This window comes from Micromonospora sp. NBC_01739 (assembly GCF_035920385.1).
GTDB lineage: Bacteria > Actinomycetota > Actinomycetes > Mycobacteriales > Micromonosporaceae > Micromonospora.
This window is the reverse complement of sequence record NZ_CP109151.1, coordinates 238,766-255,144: the sequence shown is the minus strand read 5'-3', so window position 1 is coordinate 255,144 and position 16,379 is coordinate 238,766. Positions and strand designations below refer to the sequence as shown.

Here is a 16,379-nt window from a genome sequence, read left to right as displayed (position 1 = left end):
GAGCTGCGGCAAGGGCCGTCACGCTGAGTTGGCGTGGCGCCAGACCTAGAGTGAAGGTGAGGAGCAGTCGGCCGACGGTGAGCGGGGACAAGGATCGCTTCGGGAATTACGCCGAGCAGCAGGCCACCGGCTGCGGCGCCGGTGATGGAGCCGATCGCGAGAACGGCGACGAGGCGGGCGGGCTGGCGCAGCACGATGCCACTGCCGTCACGGCTGTAACGGGCGAACGCGACGACCGTCGTGGGCAGCGATACGGCCAGCGAGAGGCTCCCTGCGACCTTGATGTTGGGTGCCAAACGGCAGCCGATCGTCGGGACCAGCAGTTCAGCACCAGCGTGCCCGCATCGACGGGCACCTGCAGAAGGAACCACCGGTGGCGTGCACGACGAGCCGTCGACCCGACGCCCGTCTCCTCCAGCACCCGCAAGCTGTCCAGCTTGCTCGTCGGCTCAATGAGGTCTATTCATCGTGATGGGCCTGGTCACGGTGGGCAGGGGCTTTGCGTAGTCGACTGAGGGCGCTTCTGACCTGAGCCTTCGCGGGGTCATCGGCCTGGTTGGAGGGTGATGTAGGACGGGTGTGGTCCGTCGGTGATCATGGAGTTGCTGAGACAACATGACACCGAGAAGGACCACACCCGCGCATGTCATCATCGCTGATCGACGTGATCCGTCTGCATGCCCCCGCCCCACCCGACTCTTCGACTGCTGGCGGTGAGGCGTTTGGCCTGTTGGAGGCTTTGGCGAGGGTTCCCGATCCGCGTGACCCGCGTGGTGTGCGGTATCCGCTGGCGAGCGTGCTCGCGGTGGCGGTGTGTGCGGTGATGGCCGGGGCTTGCACGTTCGCCGCGATCGTGGACTGGGTGGATGATCTCGGTGCGTCGGCGTGGGGCCGGCTCGGGTTCACCGGCCGGGTGCCGGTGCTGAGTACGGTGTGGCGGCTGCTGGTCCGCGTTGACGCCGAGACGTTGACGGCGGTCCTGGCCGACTGGCTGTGCTCGCGGGTGTCGGCGCCGCCGCCGGTGCGGAGGGTCATCGCGGTGGACGGCAAGGTGCTGCGGGGCGCGGTCCTGCCCGAGGGACGGGTCCATCTGCTGTCGGCCTACGACACCTGCACCGGTGTGGTCCTGGCACAGGTCCAGGTCGCGGCGAAGTCGAACGAAATTCCGGCGTTCGCCCCGCTGCTGGAGCAGGTCAAGGCACGGCTGGGCAGCCTGGCCGGGGTAGTGATCGTCGCTGACGCCCTGCACACGCAGGTCGCCCACGCCCGCACTGTCGCCGCTGCCGGCGGGGACCTGTACGTGTCGGTCAAGGCCAACCAGCCGACCTTGTACGCCCAACTCAAACGGCTGCCCTGGGCGCAGGTGCCAATCGGGCACCAACACCGCGACACCGGACACGGCCGCCGCGAGACCCGCACCGTCAAGGCGCTGACCCTGCAGACTCCCGGCGGCATCGGCTTTCCCCATGCTCAGCAGGCCGTCCGGATCACCCGCACCCGCACGATCGCCGGCAAGCGAACCCGGGAAACGGTCTATCTGGTGGCGTCACTGCCCGCCGCCCACGCCCAGCCCGCTGACCTGCAGCAATGGGCCCGCCTGGAATGGCACATCGAGAACCGGCTGCACTGGGTCCGCGATGTGACCTTCGGCGAGGACACCCACCGAGCCCGCACCGGCACCGGACCCGCCGTCACAGCCGTCCTGCGCAACACCGCCATCGGCTTCCACCGCGGCAACGGCGAAACCAACATCGCCAGAGCCACCCGACGCGCCAACCGCCGCCCCCACGACCTCATCACCACCGTGACCAGCAGCTACTCGACTACGCAATGACCCTGTCACGGTGGGTGCGGGGAAGGGTCTGTCGACATAGGAGGAGACCCCCGTTGAAAACAGCAGTCGACCAAGATCCGATGCCCCAACCGGGAGCCTCGCTGGCTGTCTTACCCGTCCGCGGTCGCGCTGTCCAACCGCACCCCGGACCATCTGGCCGACCTCATCCGCGTCGAACGCACCCGCCGTCGGGGCCGGTGGGGACGCCTCGACGCGGGCTGGCAGGCCCTATTCGCACCGCCCGGACACCCGATGCAGCCTTCACTGGCCGTAGGTAGGAAGACACCAACCCACCCTACGGCCGGAATTTGTGCGCAGATCCGCCCACCATAAACCCGAAACGCCAGGCCACCGCCACGAGCCCGCGCACGCCCCATTATCGTGAGCCAGGCCAGGAAAGGGGACACGATGAGATCTATAGTGGCATGACCCATACCCTCAGACCGAAACTCCTACAAATCCTCTGCTGAGTAGGTGGGATACGAGCCTCTCCACACGAAAAGCGCTAAGCCTCCCACCGTGACTGTTAGGGCAGCCAGATAGCTCCACCTACTAGGATGAGCTAAGACGAGATCCCACCAGTTCTCTCCACGTGAGAGATAAAAGCAAACCAGCAGGTACGCTCCTGGCGGCAGCGTAACGTACACTTTCGGTAGCATCGTCACAGCAGCACTCGTCAACGACGTAATTACCAGCGCCCCCCGCAATAGCGGAGGAAAAAACCACCAGTAGTCTAGGACCAGACAAGACGTTATTACCCCGGCAGACGCAACAAGTATCAGCAAAACGCTGACAGTGAAGCGAAGATGCCATTGTCGACGGCCAGCTGTAATTTCGCCCGCTTCCGTCCGAGGAAGTTGCAACAAAGCCGCCGAAATCAGAACCGTCGCACCAATAACCAGCGCAACCGGCGCCACGGATGACACTGATGCATACAGCAGCTCAGGTGGCGTTCGATATGCCGCGATCCCAGCAATCAGCGTGCCGCACGCTGCGGCCAGCAACACATAGCGCACACTATATACAACCAGAAGTACGCCTAAGGTCTTCACGGTAGACTTAGTGGAAGGTCGGGACTAGCATCTGACCCATTTATCGCGAGCAGAGTTGCCCCAATGGCCGATATTGCGATACCGAGATAAAGAACAAGGCCAGGTCTACGCGGCGCAGCAGTTATCCACAGGTTTACACCTAAGAGCAAAACCGTAAGGCCGGAAAACCAAAAATATTCACCGACGAGCCAAAGAGCATACGGTTGAGGGCTAAAGGAATCGCCGAAGGCTGGCCCGAGCCATTGCCACCAGTAGTCATCGCCAAAAATAGCGAAGAAAGCCGCGAAGAAGTAGGCTGAAATAAAGGCGACCGGCACGGCTAGAGCCGGTCTAAACCAAACACCGATGACCTGTCCAATTGCACAACAGGCCGCAAGCGCTAGGGCACCAACACCAACAGCAGCCGATCCCACAAGTAGCTTCGAGGTAATTCCGAAAGCAACCGTCGTCCCAATTACGTATGCGAGCCAACCGCCAAGAACTGGCGCGTAAGCGGCGATGAACTGAATCAGTACCCGATCGATTTCTGGTCGCGAAGAGCTTGCAAGTATGTCTTTCCCGCCATAGCGGTTGTGACGACTGGCGATCAGGGCAGACAATGCTGCCGCGATTGCAATTCCTACGATTCCCGACTCTAACTGAAGACCGGCCAAGGCTACCATGTCGCGGGGTGGTTCGGAGAGCCTCTGAATAAAGGCACTTACGCTATAGCTCAAATAAAGCGCCACAATGATGAGCGCAGCCGGAGCAAGAATTCTATCGGTGTAGAAGCGCAGAGCCCTCATACCTTCATCCCCGTCACGGCAGCGAACCCTGCTGCGATCCCGGCAGCATCTCGGCCAACGCCAGGGGCTCGGGCAGCTAGGTCGGCGGGACTTCCCGAAAAAATTGAGCGCCCTCCTGCAATGACAGCTACAGACGTACACAAAGTCGCTACATCTTCCACAAGGTGAGTGCTCAGAACGACGGCAGCCTCTCTACCGATCGTGCGAATCAAATCGTGGAAACGCAGGCGTTGCTCTGGGTCAAGACCCGCAGTAGGCTCATCGAGTAGTAGAATCTTCGGACTGTGAACTAGCGCCATTGCGATACCCAGTCGACGAAGCATTCCGCCCGAGAGCTGCCCGGTCTTGACTGTCGCTTTCTTTGAGAGGTCAACCATGGCCAACGCGGCACGCGCTTTATGTTCACCCTCCCGACCGTCTATACCTTTCAACCATGCGGCATACGCCACCTGGTCCACCGCTGAAAGGTGACGCAAAACCAATGGGTGCTGCGGAGCATAACCAAGCTCTTTTCTCACGCTCCGCAGCACCGTGCCACGCGCACTTACCTCGCGCCCAAGTAACCGAAGCGAACCCCCACTCGGCGCAATCGCCGTCGAAAGCGAACGCATCAGCGTCGTCTTTCCAGCTCCATTCGGTCCCAGCAGCCCTAGGACACCACAAGCTTCAAGGTGAAGATCCACGTGATGGACAATAGTACGACGACCGATGGCCACGGCAAGCGCGTTAGCGTCGATGCTAAGAGTGGGTGAATCTGACATGGGCGGATTCTAGCAGTTCATCTCACGACGCGAACTCTGGGCAGGGCTTTCGTTGTTAATTTGCGCCTCGGTGTATATCTGGTCGTTGTCTTGGCAGGTGGTCGTTCTTACGTCCCAAAGTACACCGAGATTAAAATTTCTCGACTCATGATCATGAACTACATCCGGAAGGTTGTTTCGATCTTCCTTGATTCTTCCATGAAGGGTCGCCTGAGGCACCAGGCGGGTGCACTCGACATAAACACGACCGGTTATTTCACTACCACTGAAGGTGGGGGCGATGGCATACCTTTCGCAGGCAGGGTACGCATATGCCGGCACCTGGACGGCCGCAATTGAGCCCGCAGTGGCAACGAAAAACGCAAGAACAACCCGTGCGGTTCTTATCATACCATTCTCTTTCACTAGAACATTCAGTCATCGCACCCAAGTTGCGGGAGTCGCATTTAGCACTGCATAATTTTTCCGGCGCCCTGTGTTGGATTTTCGTTATTGATTTGGGCCTCGATATAGATCTTGTCGTCATCTTGGCAAGTAGTAGTATTTATATCAGCGCCGCGTGTGCCTTCGAACGTGACGCTTTCATGATCATGAACTACATCCGGAAGGTTGTTTCGATCTTCCTTGATTCTTCCATGAAGGGTCGCCAATGCAACTTTTCGGGTACCACAGTCGACAGAGAAGTACCCATTGATTTGGTTTCCGTTGAAGTTTGGCCCTTGGGTTTGAGGTGCGTTGCACCCAGAGTAGGCGTAAGCAGTGGCATTGCTGACAACTGCACCTCCCCCCGTTGCAATCGCTAGCACCAGTAGCATCCTTGGCAATGTTCGCATTCGCGCCCCTCTTCCTTCCACTTGAAGTCTCAATCACAGCACGGCACGATGAGTTATAGCTAAACCCAAATGAGGTTAACGTGGGCTCAGTAGCGAAATGAAGATCGCCATCGCCATGATTGCTTGCACGCTGAGCGATTGTCACCGCTCCGACCCCGTTGGCTTAAGCCGTTCCTGCCGTGCGAGGGTATCTTGGCACAGATGAAGCTCTATGTCGACCTACGACACTCTGCGCTACCTTCTCATCTGAAGGGCGGACAACAGGGTGCTTTCGACGCAACCCTGCTTGTGCAGTCGTAAGACGTCTGCCCTGAGCTGGGGCCTTGGGTGCGCTAAGCGTTCGACTTTCCGGCCCGCGCCTAGCCGGCCGTAGATTGGTTGCCCAAAGTCACTGGACGGCGAGTTAGGTAGGCCGCAGGTATGCGGCGGCTGCCGCATCCACCCGGCACCTTTGCGGTGATAGACCAGCTGAAGCGGGGTGGCTTAGGGACGTCTCGTAACCCGGTGACTGTCTGGTTGGGACGGTGGCCGATGATGTCGGGGTGCGGGTGATCTCGCGGCCCGCCCGGCGTGGATCTTTTCGTTCACCGGGCTGCAGCCCGCTTAGTTCCGCCGGGTGGAGCGCGAGTTGCTGGGCCGCAACGTCCTACCGGGCCGGTGGACGTTCCAGATCATGGAGGAGTTCGACGATGGCTACTACGCGGCGTTCCAGGAGGTCGAGCGGTACGCCCGGAAGACTCTGGCCGGCGGTCGGCGGCACATCTATGAGGCTACGCCGCAGGAGTGACCGGCAATCCGTTCGGGAGCATCGAGGCCAGGGCTACGGCTCTGGCCTCAATGATTTTCATGCGGCCTTCGTACTCGATGGGTTCGCGGTGGGCGGCTTGGCTGGTGACCTGGCCGGGCCACTTGCGGTAGAGCAGCCCGTGTTCGCGCGTGAAGTAACCCTGGCTGACCGCGCTGGCGGCCAGGAGAAGGCCAGTGTCCTCAGAGGCCGGGAGCGCCATCCAGCCGCCGAGGGCCAGGAGCAGATCCCGGCGGATGCACAGCGTGGCGGGGTGGACCTGGGCGCGATAGCCGTTGGCTTGCCAGAAGGCGAGGACGGCACCGCGGCTGATGGGGCCGCCGTCCGGGTCCTTGTCCCATCCGACGGTTGACCCGTCGGGCATCAGGTCCAGGACGCGCGAGGTCGTCCAGCCGATGTGTGGGTTGGCGGCGAAGGCGGCGATGTCGCGGGCGAGGGCGCCGGCCGTGAGTTGGTCGTCCGCGTCGAGCACCTTGACCAGGTCGCCAGCGACGCGGGAGAGAGCGAGAGTACGGGCAACACCGGGGCCGCCGGGACGACCGCCGCCGATGCTGATGCGAGGGTCGTCCGGCAGCACCCCGTTCAACGCGCCAGTCTGCCCGTCCTCTTGGACGAGCCATTGCCAGTCCCACCCGTCGGGCATGTCCTGCTTGACCAACGAGTCGTACGCGCCGGCCAAGTACTCGATGCTCGGGGCGTGGACCGGGGTGATGACCGAGACGAGGTGCGTCACGTTTTCCACCGTTGCAGTTCGTGGGAGTACACAAGCTCGGTCCTGTCCCCCGGCATCACCACGTCGGCCACCTCGACGACACGGCCGGTGGTGTCGATAGAGGTCTTGCGCACGGTCAGCACAGAGACGCCGGGGTCGATGTCGAGCAGTTCGGCCTCATCCGGCGACGGCGGACGCGCCCGAACCTCGTCCTCGATGCGATCCAGCTCGACGCCGACCGTGTAGAGCTGATGCTGTGAACCGCCGGGCCAGGGCTCGTTGCTGGCGTCGAGCAGGTCCGGGTTCGCGGCCACCAGCTCATAGGGCAGGTACGAGTACGACATGGTCAGCGGCGCGTTCTCATGCTTTGACGACGTCCAGTAGACCCGGCGCAGCAGCGGCGTACCCGGCTCAACGTGCAGCGCCGCCGCCATCTCCGCGTCCGCCTCGACGCGGGTGTACTCGGCGTGGAACTTGAGGTCATGGACGGTCAGGCCGGTGTCATGCTCGGTCGCGCCGGTCTTGAGCCGCTCGGCCTCGTCCAGCAGGACCCGGTCCTTCTCCCACTGGTACCGCTCCGCGTTACGACGCCGTACCCGCTGGCGAGGTGCCCGTACGTAGGTGCCGCGCCCCTGCTCCGCGCGGACCAGGCCCCACTCCCGGAGCTGGCGGATGGCGTTGCGGACACTGGTGCGCGACAGGCCCGACGTGTCGGCCAACTCCGTCTCGGACGGCATCAGCGTGCCGGGGGCGAGTTCCCCGCTCGTGATTTTGACCCGCAACTCTTCGGCGAGTTGCAGGTAACGAGGGCGCCAGTCCCGGCCATGCACACCGGTCACCGTACCCCCTAGACGTTCCAACGACTGCCAGGTGGTCCCACCCGCCGGCCGCTCCGGCACCGGAGGCACCTCGACCACCGGCCGACGCAAACGATGCGCGGATACCGGCGTGCGGCGGGAGCTGCGGTCAGTGGCGGTCATCGTGTCCCTCCAACGGTTGTCCCTTGGCCATCACCCGCCACCGGGCGTAGGCCAGTTCGTAGATCAGCCGATCAAGCTGCCGCCGCGACAGCACCACCGATCGCGTTGCACCGGAGCGGGTCGCGTCGACCTTCACGACCGGGTCACGGCGGCGGAAGCGGTCCAGGAGCAGTTGCAGACTCACCCAGCCGCCGCCCTCGCTGCCGATCGTGGCCAACAGCCCCCGGTGCATCGGATCGTTCGGCCCACACCCCCGGCACCAGTCAGGACACGACGCCTCGTCGGCAGTGTTGACCGCCGGGGTGTAGGTCGGCTCGTCACAGCCGCCCATGCTGGCCCTCCCCTGGGCCGGCGGCTTGCGTCAGGAGCGAGCCAAGCTGATCGACCAGCTGTACCGCTTGCGGGAGGGTGAGTTCGGCCCAGCCAGCGCCGGCCCGGCAGGAGGAGTGCACCGCGACCGACGGCGGTTCGTCGTCGGAGCCGATCAGGTACGACACGACCAGTCCAGAGGACCGGACCTCACCGACCCGTAGCAGTACGCCCCGATGGCGTCGCGCCATGTGCGCCAGCACCGGCGGCACCAGATGCCCGCACCGATCCGGCGCACACCACGAAGGATGCTCCACGGCAGGCCGCCGACCTGTCTGAGTCATCGCGGCCACCGTCCGCCGTTGCCCCGGAAGATCTGCCCACGGGTCAGCAGCGGCGCATGTCGCAGCGCCGGTAGCTCACGGGTCCGCTCCATGGCCCAGCGCAGCGGAGCGGCGTTGCGAGCAGGCACGGAATCGCGGGGTCGGTTTCCTGCTGCGGGTCCGGCCTGGTCCGGCTGTCGGCGGGACCGCCAGAACGAGAACCAGGGACGTCGACGATGAGAGCCAGGCATCGCACCTCCAGGTGTAGGAGAGCCGGCGGCCGACCAGGGGGAATCAGCCGGCCACCGGCCCGACAGAGGGCACGGCGCACCGTCCGACACCGGACGGGTCGGGTATCGCCGAGCCATCGTGTACGCGCGGCCACCGCAACCGGCCCATCAAGGACGCCGCGCCTCACCCACGACCAGGCCGACGCAGCACCACCCCTGGTACACGCTGTCATCCCAGCCGCACACCCGGAAACGTACCTACAAGTGGACGAGTTGTCTACACATCAAAACGACCCTCACGGTTGGCAGTTGGTAAGACAAGTGCCAGGTACGGTGACCAGGTGCCCACCCCGCACTACGGACAGCCCCGTTATCGCATGATCGCCGATGAACTGCGTGCACTCATTGATCGCGGCGTCATCGCACCCGGATCACTCTTACCAGCCGAGAGCGTGCTCACGGCCGAGTTTCGGGCGAGCCGCGGTACCGTCCGGCAGGCTATCGCTGTATTGCGAGAGGAGGGGGTGGTAACCACCGAACACGGTAGGGGCACCTACGCCAACGCTTATCCCGACGACCGCCACTCCCGATGGCGTAGCGAACGTCACGTAAAAGAACGTCAGGTTGCTGCCGATGCGGAGCTTGCGGCACTATTTAGTGTCGATGCAGGAGCGAGATTAATCGAGACGGAAAGCGTCACCCGGAAAGGAGGCAAAGCTCACACCGTCACCCGAACGTATCGCCTCCACCCCAATCAAAGCGTTCCATGAGAAAGCCCTCGGCATACGTCGACTGGCTCAAAAGACGCCACCACGATCACTGCGCATCGTCTTGAAGCTCCGCCGCCCTAGCAATCCACTCATTCGGAATCAGCTTCTGCCCTTCTCTCCAGTTGTGGCGAACCGACTTCTGAAACCATGCCTCAGAAAGGTTCGCGTGATCACAGACGATGATTTGCAGCTGCCCCTGCAGAAGCGGGTCCGTAACAACGTCCAACATCAAACGATAGAGTCGCCGCACAGCTGCCCTGTCTGTATCGCTTTCTGCCTCGCCGGAGAGACGGGCAACCTCCGATGGGTAATAGGCTTGAGTGGGCTGGTCCAGCATCAAGAAGTGTGGAACCGGGCGCCGCTGCCGCACGAAATACCTGTGTAGGGCGAGATGCACGGCGAGATGATAGCCGACCCAGTTCTCGCCACTGCCGATCCTGTATAGAGGGGCCGGGCCGGTAGCGATATCAGCCACAACAGTCAAGCGCTTCAAGTCCAACCGAACATTCGCGCCGCGATGCTCCAATTCCAGCCGATTAGCGTAAGCCGTCATGTCAAGTCCTACAACGTTTAGTCTTGACGTCAACTGCTCCCGTTCCTCTTCTGGGTCGAGTTCCGATTCGAGCTGGTTTATGGCCTCCCTGATTGCCCCGGCCCTCTCCTGTAGTTGAACGAAGGACTCGTTATCCGATTGATTGAGCTTCCCGAGAAATAGATCGATCCGACCTTGCGTAAACGCCTGAGCCTGCATATTTCGGCGCATCTCAGAAGCCGCTCGGTCCTCAGATAGAAATTGCTCTAGAGTCTGCTCGACCCCACGCAAGCTTTGCCGCACTCGGGCAGCCTCGCTCTCTAGACTCTCAAGCGCGGCAACCCTCCTAGGCTTGGCGCCATTCACGCGCCGGAGTTGGGCGCTCATCTGGTCAAGTGTCTGTCGCAGATCCGCCACGGTCGGGTCACGGTGCTCTAGGTGAGAGTTACAGATCGGGCATACCTCACTGGAGTCATCGTTAGAGTCATGCGGGATCAGATCGATGCTGCGTAGTCGGGAAACTCCTGCGGTAACCGCCTCCTGGTACCCAGCCTCGCTTGCTTCCTGATGTTGCAGTAGTGTCCGCTGCTCTCCGATGTCCCGAAGTTCTCGCCTCAACCGATCGCGCTCGCCTTCGAGCTCGGCCCTACGACTAGCCTGCCCATCGTCATCCAGCACTAACGAGCTTCGCCTAACCTGTAGAGCCATCCGCAATAAGGCCAGCATTTCATTCCGGTCGCTTGCATCGTTGCTTGTAATCAGACCCCGAGCGTACGCCTCGTTCATCAACGATCGGAGATCAACCTCGACATCTACATTCAGCTTCTCAACTGTCCGAATTTCCGCTTCAACTCGTCTCAGCTCACGCTTCAAGCTCAGAAGATTCTGCCTCTTGAGAGCCTGGTCTGCTGGTATCGCTCCCAGAAAATAAGGCAGTGTATTCTGGATTGCCTGCTTAATATTTGAGTCACTCTGCCGGTGGAACAAGACATTCTTGTCGTCAATCTCTCCTTGGCCCTGCAAACAGAGAAGAATTGCGTGACCCAGGTTGGTCGCGAAGGACGTCCCAGCGGCTACGCCTTCGTTGACAATCTCCTCGATCCCGATCAGGCGGCTAAGCTGCTGTCTCACCCCATCGGCATCGGCATTGACAGTTAGTTCGTCAAAAGACGGAACACCTAGAGACGAATTTCCAATCTCCAGCATTGCCTGCCGCGACGAGGATCGCCCTATTCGTGGTGCTGGCCGGCCAACGAAGACCCGGTTATTGCCGATCTGGACCAATAGCGCATACCACGCAACCGTGTCCACGACAGGACCCACCGGCATTGTGGCAGTCTCACGCCCGAGGCAGAAATCTACAATATCCAGGAGGGCGCTCTTGCCGGTTGCAGAACCGCCCGTCACAACATTTAGCTCGCCAGGCACGAACTTGACCCTACGGGTGTCGCCGTCCCGATTATAAAGAATAATCTCCAGCAAGTTCATGGCTTACGGCTCCACTCCGAACAAGGCAAAGAGAGTAGGCGGATGCTTGGTTTTCGCGAACCATCGACCGGTGAGTCTCGCAGGCCTCAGCATGGGAGAGGTCTCCCTAGTTAGCACGACAGGCTGCGGAGCAGATATGACCCCATCAGATATCGATAGAATTCCGTTCCGCAAACCAAACCGCATGCCTTCACGAACTACTGGCACTAAAGACCTTGCCCTTTCGTGAAAACCAGCGTGGAGGATAGGGTTTCGACTCAACCACGTTGAGATATGAGTTCTTGTGTCTCTGGGCAAGGACCGCCTGCTAGGACCGTGCAGGATTAAGGGTGCCACTAGGAACGAAAGAGGCCAAGGAAGCGGTTCCTTTGTTTCATCCTGGTAGCCATCGGACGCACTCGCCAGTATCGCCGCCACTACGGCGGGATTTAGATAGGCAGCCTCAATTTGAGACCGTTCACGCCATGTTGTCATACAGGCTCTCTAAGGAGGACCGCTTCCAGGTGCGTCTGGAAATCAGGATGCCATCCTATACGTCCGAGGTCAGCCAACTCGTGATGCTTTCCTCTCGGGAAGAATGCCTCATCGTAGCGACTCCTGATACGGACCTGCGTCTGAGACATGAGCGTCTTCAGCAGCTTCGCACCTGCCTGCCGCCGAGTGGCGTCGTCAGCATCGGGTGGCAACTCAAGGAGCATATATTCCCGCTCCCGCTCCCATTCCTCGCAGAGCTTCCGCTCGTACCTGCTAATTTCGTCGTAGCCAATCAGTCTGTTTTCGATCCACTGCGCCGCTTGAACGTAAGCGCGGTAGTAGTCGATGATCGCCAACTCGATCAGCTTGGGAGACCACTCAACCCACCTCATCTGATGAACAAAGACATGGTCCAGGTAGTCCGAGAGGACACTAGGCTCAACGTCTCCGAGTAGCGACCTCGGCAAGTCATCGTCGGCGTACTGCGCCTTGATGTCGTCTATTTTTTGTTTGACTTGAAGGCCATTGATGCCTCGCACCTCGCCCGTCAGTAGATCAACTACCCTCTCATACCACCAACCCCACAGTTGCTGCATAAATAGATCTTCGCGCCCCGTCGGCAGCAGGATGGACAGTTCCGACCTTACAGCCCCGTCTAGGTCGCTAATCGCGGGCGAACTGTCCAACACGAACATACGGCCGACGAACACTCTCATCCGAGACTCGGCCAGGCCCAAGAATTGCCGGCGAGTATTCTCGGTCTCCTTCGAGGTGGAGTTCTTGGCAGCAGCAGCTAGTAACGACAAAGCGTCGGTCGGGTTGCGGTCGCGCCCAGGACGAAGCGCGTTTGCAGCACTGCCGACGGCCGCTCTCTGAGTTGTAACAAGAATCAGCTTCGGCCCATTTGGGTCGTCGATTATATCGGTGTCCATCCAAGCCTGGATGGTCCGCCACCAGTCAGCACTCATATCCCCCAGCGACCTCGTCGTACCTATGTGGTGTTTGAGCTGCAGACGCTCAAGGGGCGTACCACTGTCGTCCCAGGCCACATCGTCGTATAGCTCCAGGCTGACCGAGCAGTCGGGACGGTTGCGATAACCCCGTATTAGGTCGAGCAGGGGCCACTGAGACTGATACAAGTAGCCCAGCGCCGATGGGGCAGCGTTATGTGACGTAGACGACACCTAGAGCAGTCTGGCTAGATGGGGCCCCTGCTGTCTACCCCCACTTCGGCTTGAGTCGCATGCCCTACGGATGCTTACAACCATCAGTCGGCTCATGCAGGGATCGACGAAGTTGCTCCCTCAGTGATCGGAATGATTGCCGATTTGCTCTGTTCTGGATCAAGGCACCGCGCTCCGCGCGGTGCGGGGCGGCAAGCCCGGCCGGCGGCAAGCCGCCCCGGCCGCCTACGGCGCCGGGGCGGTGAGCCACCGACAGCCGCCGGGACACCGCCCCACCACACACCAGGAACGAGCCCCAGCGAGGCCGTGACGGAAGCCAACGGGGTCGGCCTGGTCGCGTGGTTAGGGCTTCCGGCTGCCGCGCCAGTCCAACCCCGGGACTGGCTTGCCACCGGGCGCGGCACCAGCTCCACCGCCAGGACGTGCCCGACCCGCTCCCCACGGTTGCTCGCCGTCAACGAGGACCAGGCCGCCACCGAGCCCACCAGACCGGCCGCCGCAGACGAGATCAACTGATGCACCCCCTGGGCCGTCTCTGGGCCGTCTGGGCCGTCGGTGGGCCGTCGAACGCCACCCAATGTTGACCATGAACGACCATCGACACCCGGAAATAGAACCAGCTCAGAGCCTTGATCGCGGCTCTGAGCTGGTGGGCGACGGACGAGTCGACCTGTACGCCGGATTCTGTGCGCGACGCGTACCCCTGAGGGGTTTGCGCCGGCGGCGGCCATCCATCTCGGCCTGCCGTTGCCGACAGGCTCGTGCGGCCTACCCGCAGACATCGGGCGGGCAGCCCTCAAGCGTCTGCGCGGGTCGTCATCTTGCGGTGACGGCCCTTTCTTGGCCTTGCTCCGGGTGGGGTTTACCGAGCCACCCCGGTCACCCGGGGTGCTGGTGGGCTCTTACCCCACCGTTTCACCCTTACCGTCCCCGATGGGGTCGGCGGTCTGTTTTCTGTGGCACTGTCCCGCGGGTCGCCCCGGGTTGCCGTTAGCAACCACCCTGCCCTGTGGAGTCCGGACGTTCCTCGGCGGCGAGCTGCTGCCCGCCGACGCGACCGCCCGGTCGACTCGTCCGTCGCGTACTCATCCTAACGACGTGTCAGCCCACCCGATTTCCGCCCTGCACCACCGCTGGGCGCGCAACTTCGGGGATGTTGTGGCCTCCAGACCCGCTGGACCCGACAACTTCCCCGAAGTTGCGCGGCCCCTGACCGCCCGGCGCGGGCGGGCTGCGGGGCGGGGTAGGGGTGGTACTAGCCTCGGGATCATGGAGTTTGCCGACGCCGCGTTGTTGCTCGGGGCCGGGCTGGCCGCCGGTACGGTCAACGCGGTGGCCGGGGGTGGTTCGCTGATCACCTTCCCGGCGCTGCTGGCGGTGGGGTTGCCGCCGGTGCCGGCGAATGTCACCAACTCGGTGTCGGTGTTCCCGGGGTACGGGGCCGCGGTGGCGGGCAGTTGGATGGATCTGCCCCGGGGGCGGCTGCTGGCCAGCCTGGTGCCGACCACGATTCTCGGCGCGCTGGCGGGTGCGGGGCTGTTGCTGGTCACCCCGGCGCGGGCCTTCGAGGTGGTCGTACCGTTTCTGGTGCTCGGGGCTACCGCGGTGCTGGCGTTTCAGGATCCGCTTCGGCGGCTGGTGGGGCATCCAAGTCATCTGTCGCCGCGGCGGCGGGGTCTGATGATCCAGGTCGTGGTGGCGCTGGCCTCGGTGTACGGCGGCTATTTCGGCGCGGCCGTCGGGGTGATGCTGGTCGCCGCGCTGGCCCTGGTGCTGGACGCTTCCATGGCCCGGGTGAGCGCGATCAAGAACCTGCTCTCGGCGATCATCGGCCTGACCGGGGTGGCGGTGTTCACGCTCGCCGGGCCGGTGAACTGGGTGGGGGTGGCGCTGCTGGCGCCGGCCACCCTGGTCGGCGGGTACGCGGGTGCCCGGCTGGTCCGTCGGCTGCCGTCGGGGCTACTGAAGGCGATCATCGTGGTCTTCGGCACCACGATCGGGCTGTACCTGCTGTGGCGGTCGTTCCGCTGACCGGCGCTCGCGCCCCCGAAGGGCTGAGTGTTAGGAAGGGTCCCCTGTACAACGCCAGGCGTTAACAAGGTGCCCTTCCTTACTCCAACGAGGCCAGGTGGGCGGTGTCGTTGACGGTGCGGACGGCGATGCCGCCGTCCGGCCAGCGGTCCAGCACGGAGATGCCGGCGGCGTCCAGGTAGAGCCGGTGCAGGAAGGTGTCGCTGGCGGCCAGGGCGTCGCGCAGCATCAGCTTGATCGGCGAGACGTGCGAGACCACCACCACGGTCTGACCGGGGTACGCCGAGGTCAGGCGCTCGGTCACCCGGGCACAGCGTTCGGCCACCTCGGCGAAGGATTCGCCGTCCGGCGGGGCGATGCGGGTGGAGGACAGCCAGGCGTCCAACTCGCCCGCCCATTGTTCGCGTGCCTCGGCGAAGGTGCGCCCCTCCCAGGCACCGAAGTCGCACTCGATCAGGTCCTCGTCGGGGCGTACCGGCAGGTCGCCGAGGGCGGCGGCGATCGCGGTGGCGGTCGTCGTACACCTGGACAGGGGTGAGCTGACCACGGCGGCGGCGTCCGGGGCCAGGGCGGCGACCCGGGCGGCGGTGGCCCGCACCTGGGCCCGGCCCTTGGCCGACAGGGCGACATCGCCGCGTCCGGAGTAGCGGCCCTGTTCGGTGTACTCGGTCTCGCCGTGCCGGACCAGGATCAGCCGGGTGGCGGTGAAGCTGGGCCGTGGCTCCCAGGAGACCGGCGCGGTGGTCAGGTCGGCACCGGGGGCCTCGGCGGCGCCGCCACCGGCGGGCCGGGCACCGCCGAGTTTCCGGGGCGGCTCGACCAGGCGGGGCGGCGCGACGGAGGGTACGGCTACCCCGGAGGTCGCGGCGGCGTCCATGGCAGCGTTGGCCAGGGCGTCGGCGTGGGCGTTGCGGTCCCGGGGGATCCAGGTGAAGCGGACCGTGCCGATGCGGCCGACCAGTTGGGCGGCCTGGGCGGCGAGGGGACGCAGCCCGGGATGCTTGATCTGCCAGCGGCCGGACATCTGCTCGACCACCAGCTTGGAGTCCATCCGGACCTCGACCTCGGTGGCCCCCAGCTCGACCGCGGCGGTCAGACCGGCGAGCAGGCCCTGGTATTCGGCGACGTTGTTGGTGGCGGTGCCGATCGCGGCACTGCGCTCGGCCAGCACCTCGCCGGTGGCCGGGTCGCGCAGCACCGCGCCGTACCCGGCCGGGCCCGGGTTGCCCCGGGCGCCGCCGTCGGCCTCGACCAGGACGGTACGCGGTGCCACCGG

General features: G+C 63.2%; 15 protein-coding genes and 1 other RNA gene. 5 read left to right on the top strand and 11 right to left on the bottom strand.

The window, feature by feature from the left end; genetic code table 11:
- The first annotated feature begins 643 nt into the window (after positions 1-643).
- Positions 644-1,834: an ISAs1 family transposase gene (locus OIE53_RS01165; protein ID WP_327024679.1), complete on the top strand. Its 1,191-nt coding sequence runs from the start codon at positions 644-646 to the stop codon at positions 1,832-1,834.
- A gap of 1,048 nt (positions 1,835-2,882) precedes the next feature.
- Here the strand turns inward: OIE53_RS01165 and OIE53_RS01160 are convergent.
- Positions 2,883-3,671 carry a hypothetical protein gene (locus OIE53_RS01160; RefSeq protein WP_327024678.1) on the bottom strand — a complete coding sequence of 263 codons (789 nt, stop codon included), beginning with the start codon at positions 3,669-3,671 and terminating at the stop codon, positions 2,883-2,885.
- Positions 3,668-4,432, bottom strand: coding sequence for an ABC transporter ATP-binding protein (locus tag OIE53_RS28385; protein WP_393341665.1), 765 nt, complete (start codon positions 4,430-4,432; stop codon positions 3,668-3,670). Before OIE53_RS28385 ends, OIE53_RS01160 begins: the two co-directional genes overlap by 4 nt.
- 1,449 nt (positions 4,433-5,881) lie before the next feature.
- Here OIE53_RS28385 and OIE53_RS01155 point away from each other — a divergent pair.
- Complete coding sequence (locus tag OIE53_RS01155; RefSeq protein WP_327024677.1) at positions 5,882-6,052, top strand: hypothetical protein; 171 nt, start codon at positions 5,882-5,884, stop codon at positions 6,050-6,052.
- On the opposite strand, the gene OIE53_RS01150 is transcribed toward OIE53_RS01155, so the two are convergent.
- The 4 genes from OIE53_RS01150 to OIE53_RS01135 form a co-directional block, all read right to left on the bottom strand.
- On the bottom strand, positions 6,036-6,803 hold the full coding sequence (locus tag OIE53_RS01150; protein WP_327024676.1) for a glycosyltransferase family 2 protein: 768 nt from the start codon (positions 6,801-6,803) through the stop codon (positions 6,036-6,038). The two genes, OIE53_RS01155 and OIE53_RS01150, sit on opposite strands and share 17 nt — an antisense overlap.
- Positions 6,800-7,681 carry a GntR family transcriptional regulator gene (locus tag OIE53_RS01145; RefSeq protein WP_327024675.1) on the bottom strand — a complete coding sequence of 294 codons (882 nt, stop codon included), beginning with the start codon at positions 7,679-7,681 and terminating at the stop codon, positions 6,800-6,802. Before OIE53_RS01145 ends, OIE53_RS01150 begins: the two co-directional genes overlap by 4 nt.
- 67 nt (positions 7,682-7,748) lie before the next feature.
- A complete protein-coding gene (locus OIE53_RS01140; RefSeq protein WP_327024674.1) occupies positions 7,749-8,093 on the bottom strand; it encodes a hypothetical protein in 345 nt (114 codons plus the stop codon).
- Between the two features lie 318 nt (positions 8,094-8,411).
- On the bottom strand, positions 8,412-8,543 hold the full coding sequence (locus OIE53_RS01135) for a hypothetical protein (RefSeq protein ID WP_327024673.1): 132 nt from the start codon (positions 8,541-8,543) through the stop codon (positions 8,412-8,414).
- Between the two features lie 422 nt (positions 8,544-8,965).
- On the opposite strand from OIE53_RS01135, the gene OIE53_RS01130 reads away from it, so the two are divergent.
- Positions 8,966-9,394 (top strand): GntR family transcriptional regulator, encoded by a 429-nt coding sequence (locus OIE53_RS01130; protein ID WP_327024672.1) that lies wholly within the window; start codon positions 8,966-8,968, stop codon positions 9,392-9,394.
- Between the two features lie 46 nt (positions 9,395-9,440).
- Here the strand turns inward: OIE53_RS01130 and OIE53_RS01125 are convergent, their stop codons facing one another.
- The 3 genes from OIE53_RS01125 to OIE53_RS01115 are packed head-to-tail and all read right to left on the bottom strand — an operon-like array spanning position 9,441 to position 13,072.
- Positions 9,441-11,414, bottom strand: coding sequence for a DUF3732 domain-containing protein (locus OIE53_RS01125; protein ID WP_327024671.1), 1,974 nt, complete (start codon positions 11,412-11,414; stop codon positions 9,441-9,443).
- 3 nt (positions 11,415-11,417) lie between these two features.
- Positions 11,418-11,888: a three component ABC system middle component gene (locus tag OIE53_RS01120; protein WP_327024670.1), complete on the bottom strand. Its 471-nt coding sequence runs from the start codon at positions 11,886-11,888 to the stop codon at positions 11,418-11,420.
- Entirely contained in the window at positions 11,885-13,072 is a 1,188-nt protein-coding gene (locus OIE53_RS01115; protein ID WP_327024669.1) for an ABC-three component system protein, read from the bottom strand. The genes OIE53_RS01120 and OIE53_RS01115 overlap by 4 nt, the downstream gene beginning before the upstream one ends.
- A 306-nt stretch (positions 13,073-13,378) precedes the next feature.
- On the opposite strand from OIE53_RS01115, the gene OIE53_RS01110 reads away from it, so the two are divergent.
- Positions 13,379-13,588: a hypothetical protein gene (locus OIE53_RS01110; protein WP_327024668.1), complete on the top strand. Its 210-nt coding sequence runs from the start codon at positions 13,379-13,381 to the stop codon at positions 13,586-13,588.
- A gap of 141 nt (positions 13,589-13,729) precedes the next feature.
- Here OIE53_RS01110 and rnpB read toward each other — a convergent pair.
- Positions 13,730-14,145: RNase P RNA component class A (gene rnpB / locus OIE53_RS01105), an RNA gene on the bottom strand.
- A gap of 196 nt (positions 14,146-14,341) precedes the next feature.
- Between rnpB and OIE53_RS01100 the strand changes: the two genes are divergently transcribed.
- Positions 14,342-15,103 carry a sulfite exporter TauE/SafE family protein gene (locus OIE53_RS01100; RefSeq protein WP_327024667.1) on the top strand — a complete coding sequence of 254 codons (762 nt, stop codon included), beginning with the start codon at positions 14,342-14,344 and terminating at the stop codon, positions 15,101-15,103.
- A 79-nt stretch (positions 15,104-15,182) separates the two neighbouring features.
- Here the strand turns inward: OIE53_RS01100 and OIE53_RS01095 are convergent, their stop codons facing one another.
- Positions 15,183-16,376 carry a bifunctional RNase H/acid phosphatase gene (locus tag OIE53_RS01095; protein ID WP_327024666.1) on the bottom strand — a complete coding sequence of 398 codons (1,194 nt, stop codon included), beginning with the start codon at positions 16,374-16,376 and terminating at the stop codon, positions 15,183-15,185.
- Positions 16,377-16,379: the final 3 nt, after the last annotated feature.

What these genes read in the sequence shown, in the direction of transcription:
- OIE53_RS01140 (WP_327024674.1), bottom strand. Translation starts at nt 8,093, where the DNA reads ATGGGCGGCTGTGACGAGCCGACCTACACCCCGGCGGTCAACACTGCC.
- OIE53_RS01160 (WP_327024678.1), bottom strand. Translation starts at nt 3,671, where the DNA reads ATGAGGGCTCTGCGCTTCTACACCGATAGAATTCTTGCTCCGGCTGCG.
- OIE53_RS01100 (WP_327024667.1), top strand. Translation starts at nt 14,342, where the DNA reads ATGGAGTTTGCCGACGCCGCGTTGTTGCTCGGGGCCGGGCTGGCCGCC.
- OIE53_RS01125 (WP_327024671.1), bottom strand. Translation starts at nt 11,414, where the DNA reads ATGAACTTGCTGGAGATTATTCTTTATAATCGGGACGGCGACACCCGT.
- OIE53_RS01165 (WP_327024679.1), top strand. Translation starts at nt 644, where the DNA reads ATGTCATCATCGCTGATCGACGTGATCCGTCTGCATGCCCCCGCCCCA.
- OIE53_RS28385 (WP_393341665.1), bottom strand. Translation starts at nt 4,432, where the DNA reads ATGTCAGATTCACCCACTCTTAGCATCGACGCTAACGCGCTTGCCGTG.
- OIE53_RS01120 (WP_327024670.1), bottom strand. Translation starts at nt 11,888, where the DNA reads ATGACAACATGGCGTGAACGGTCTCAAATTGAGGCTGCCTATCTAAAT.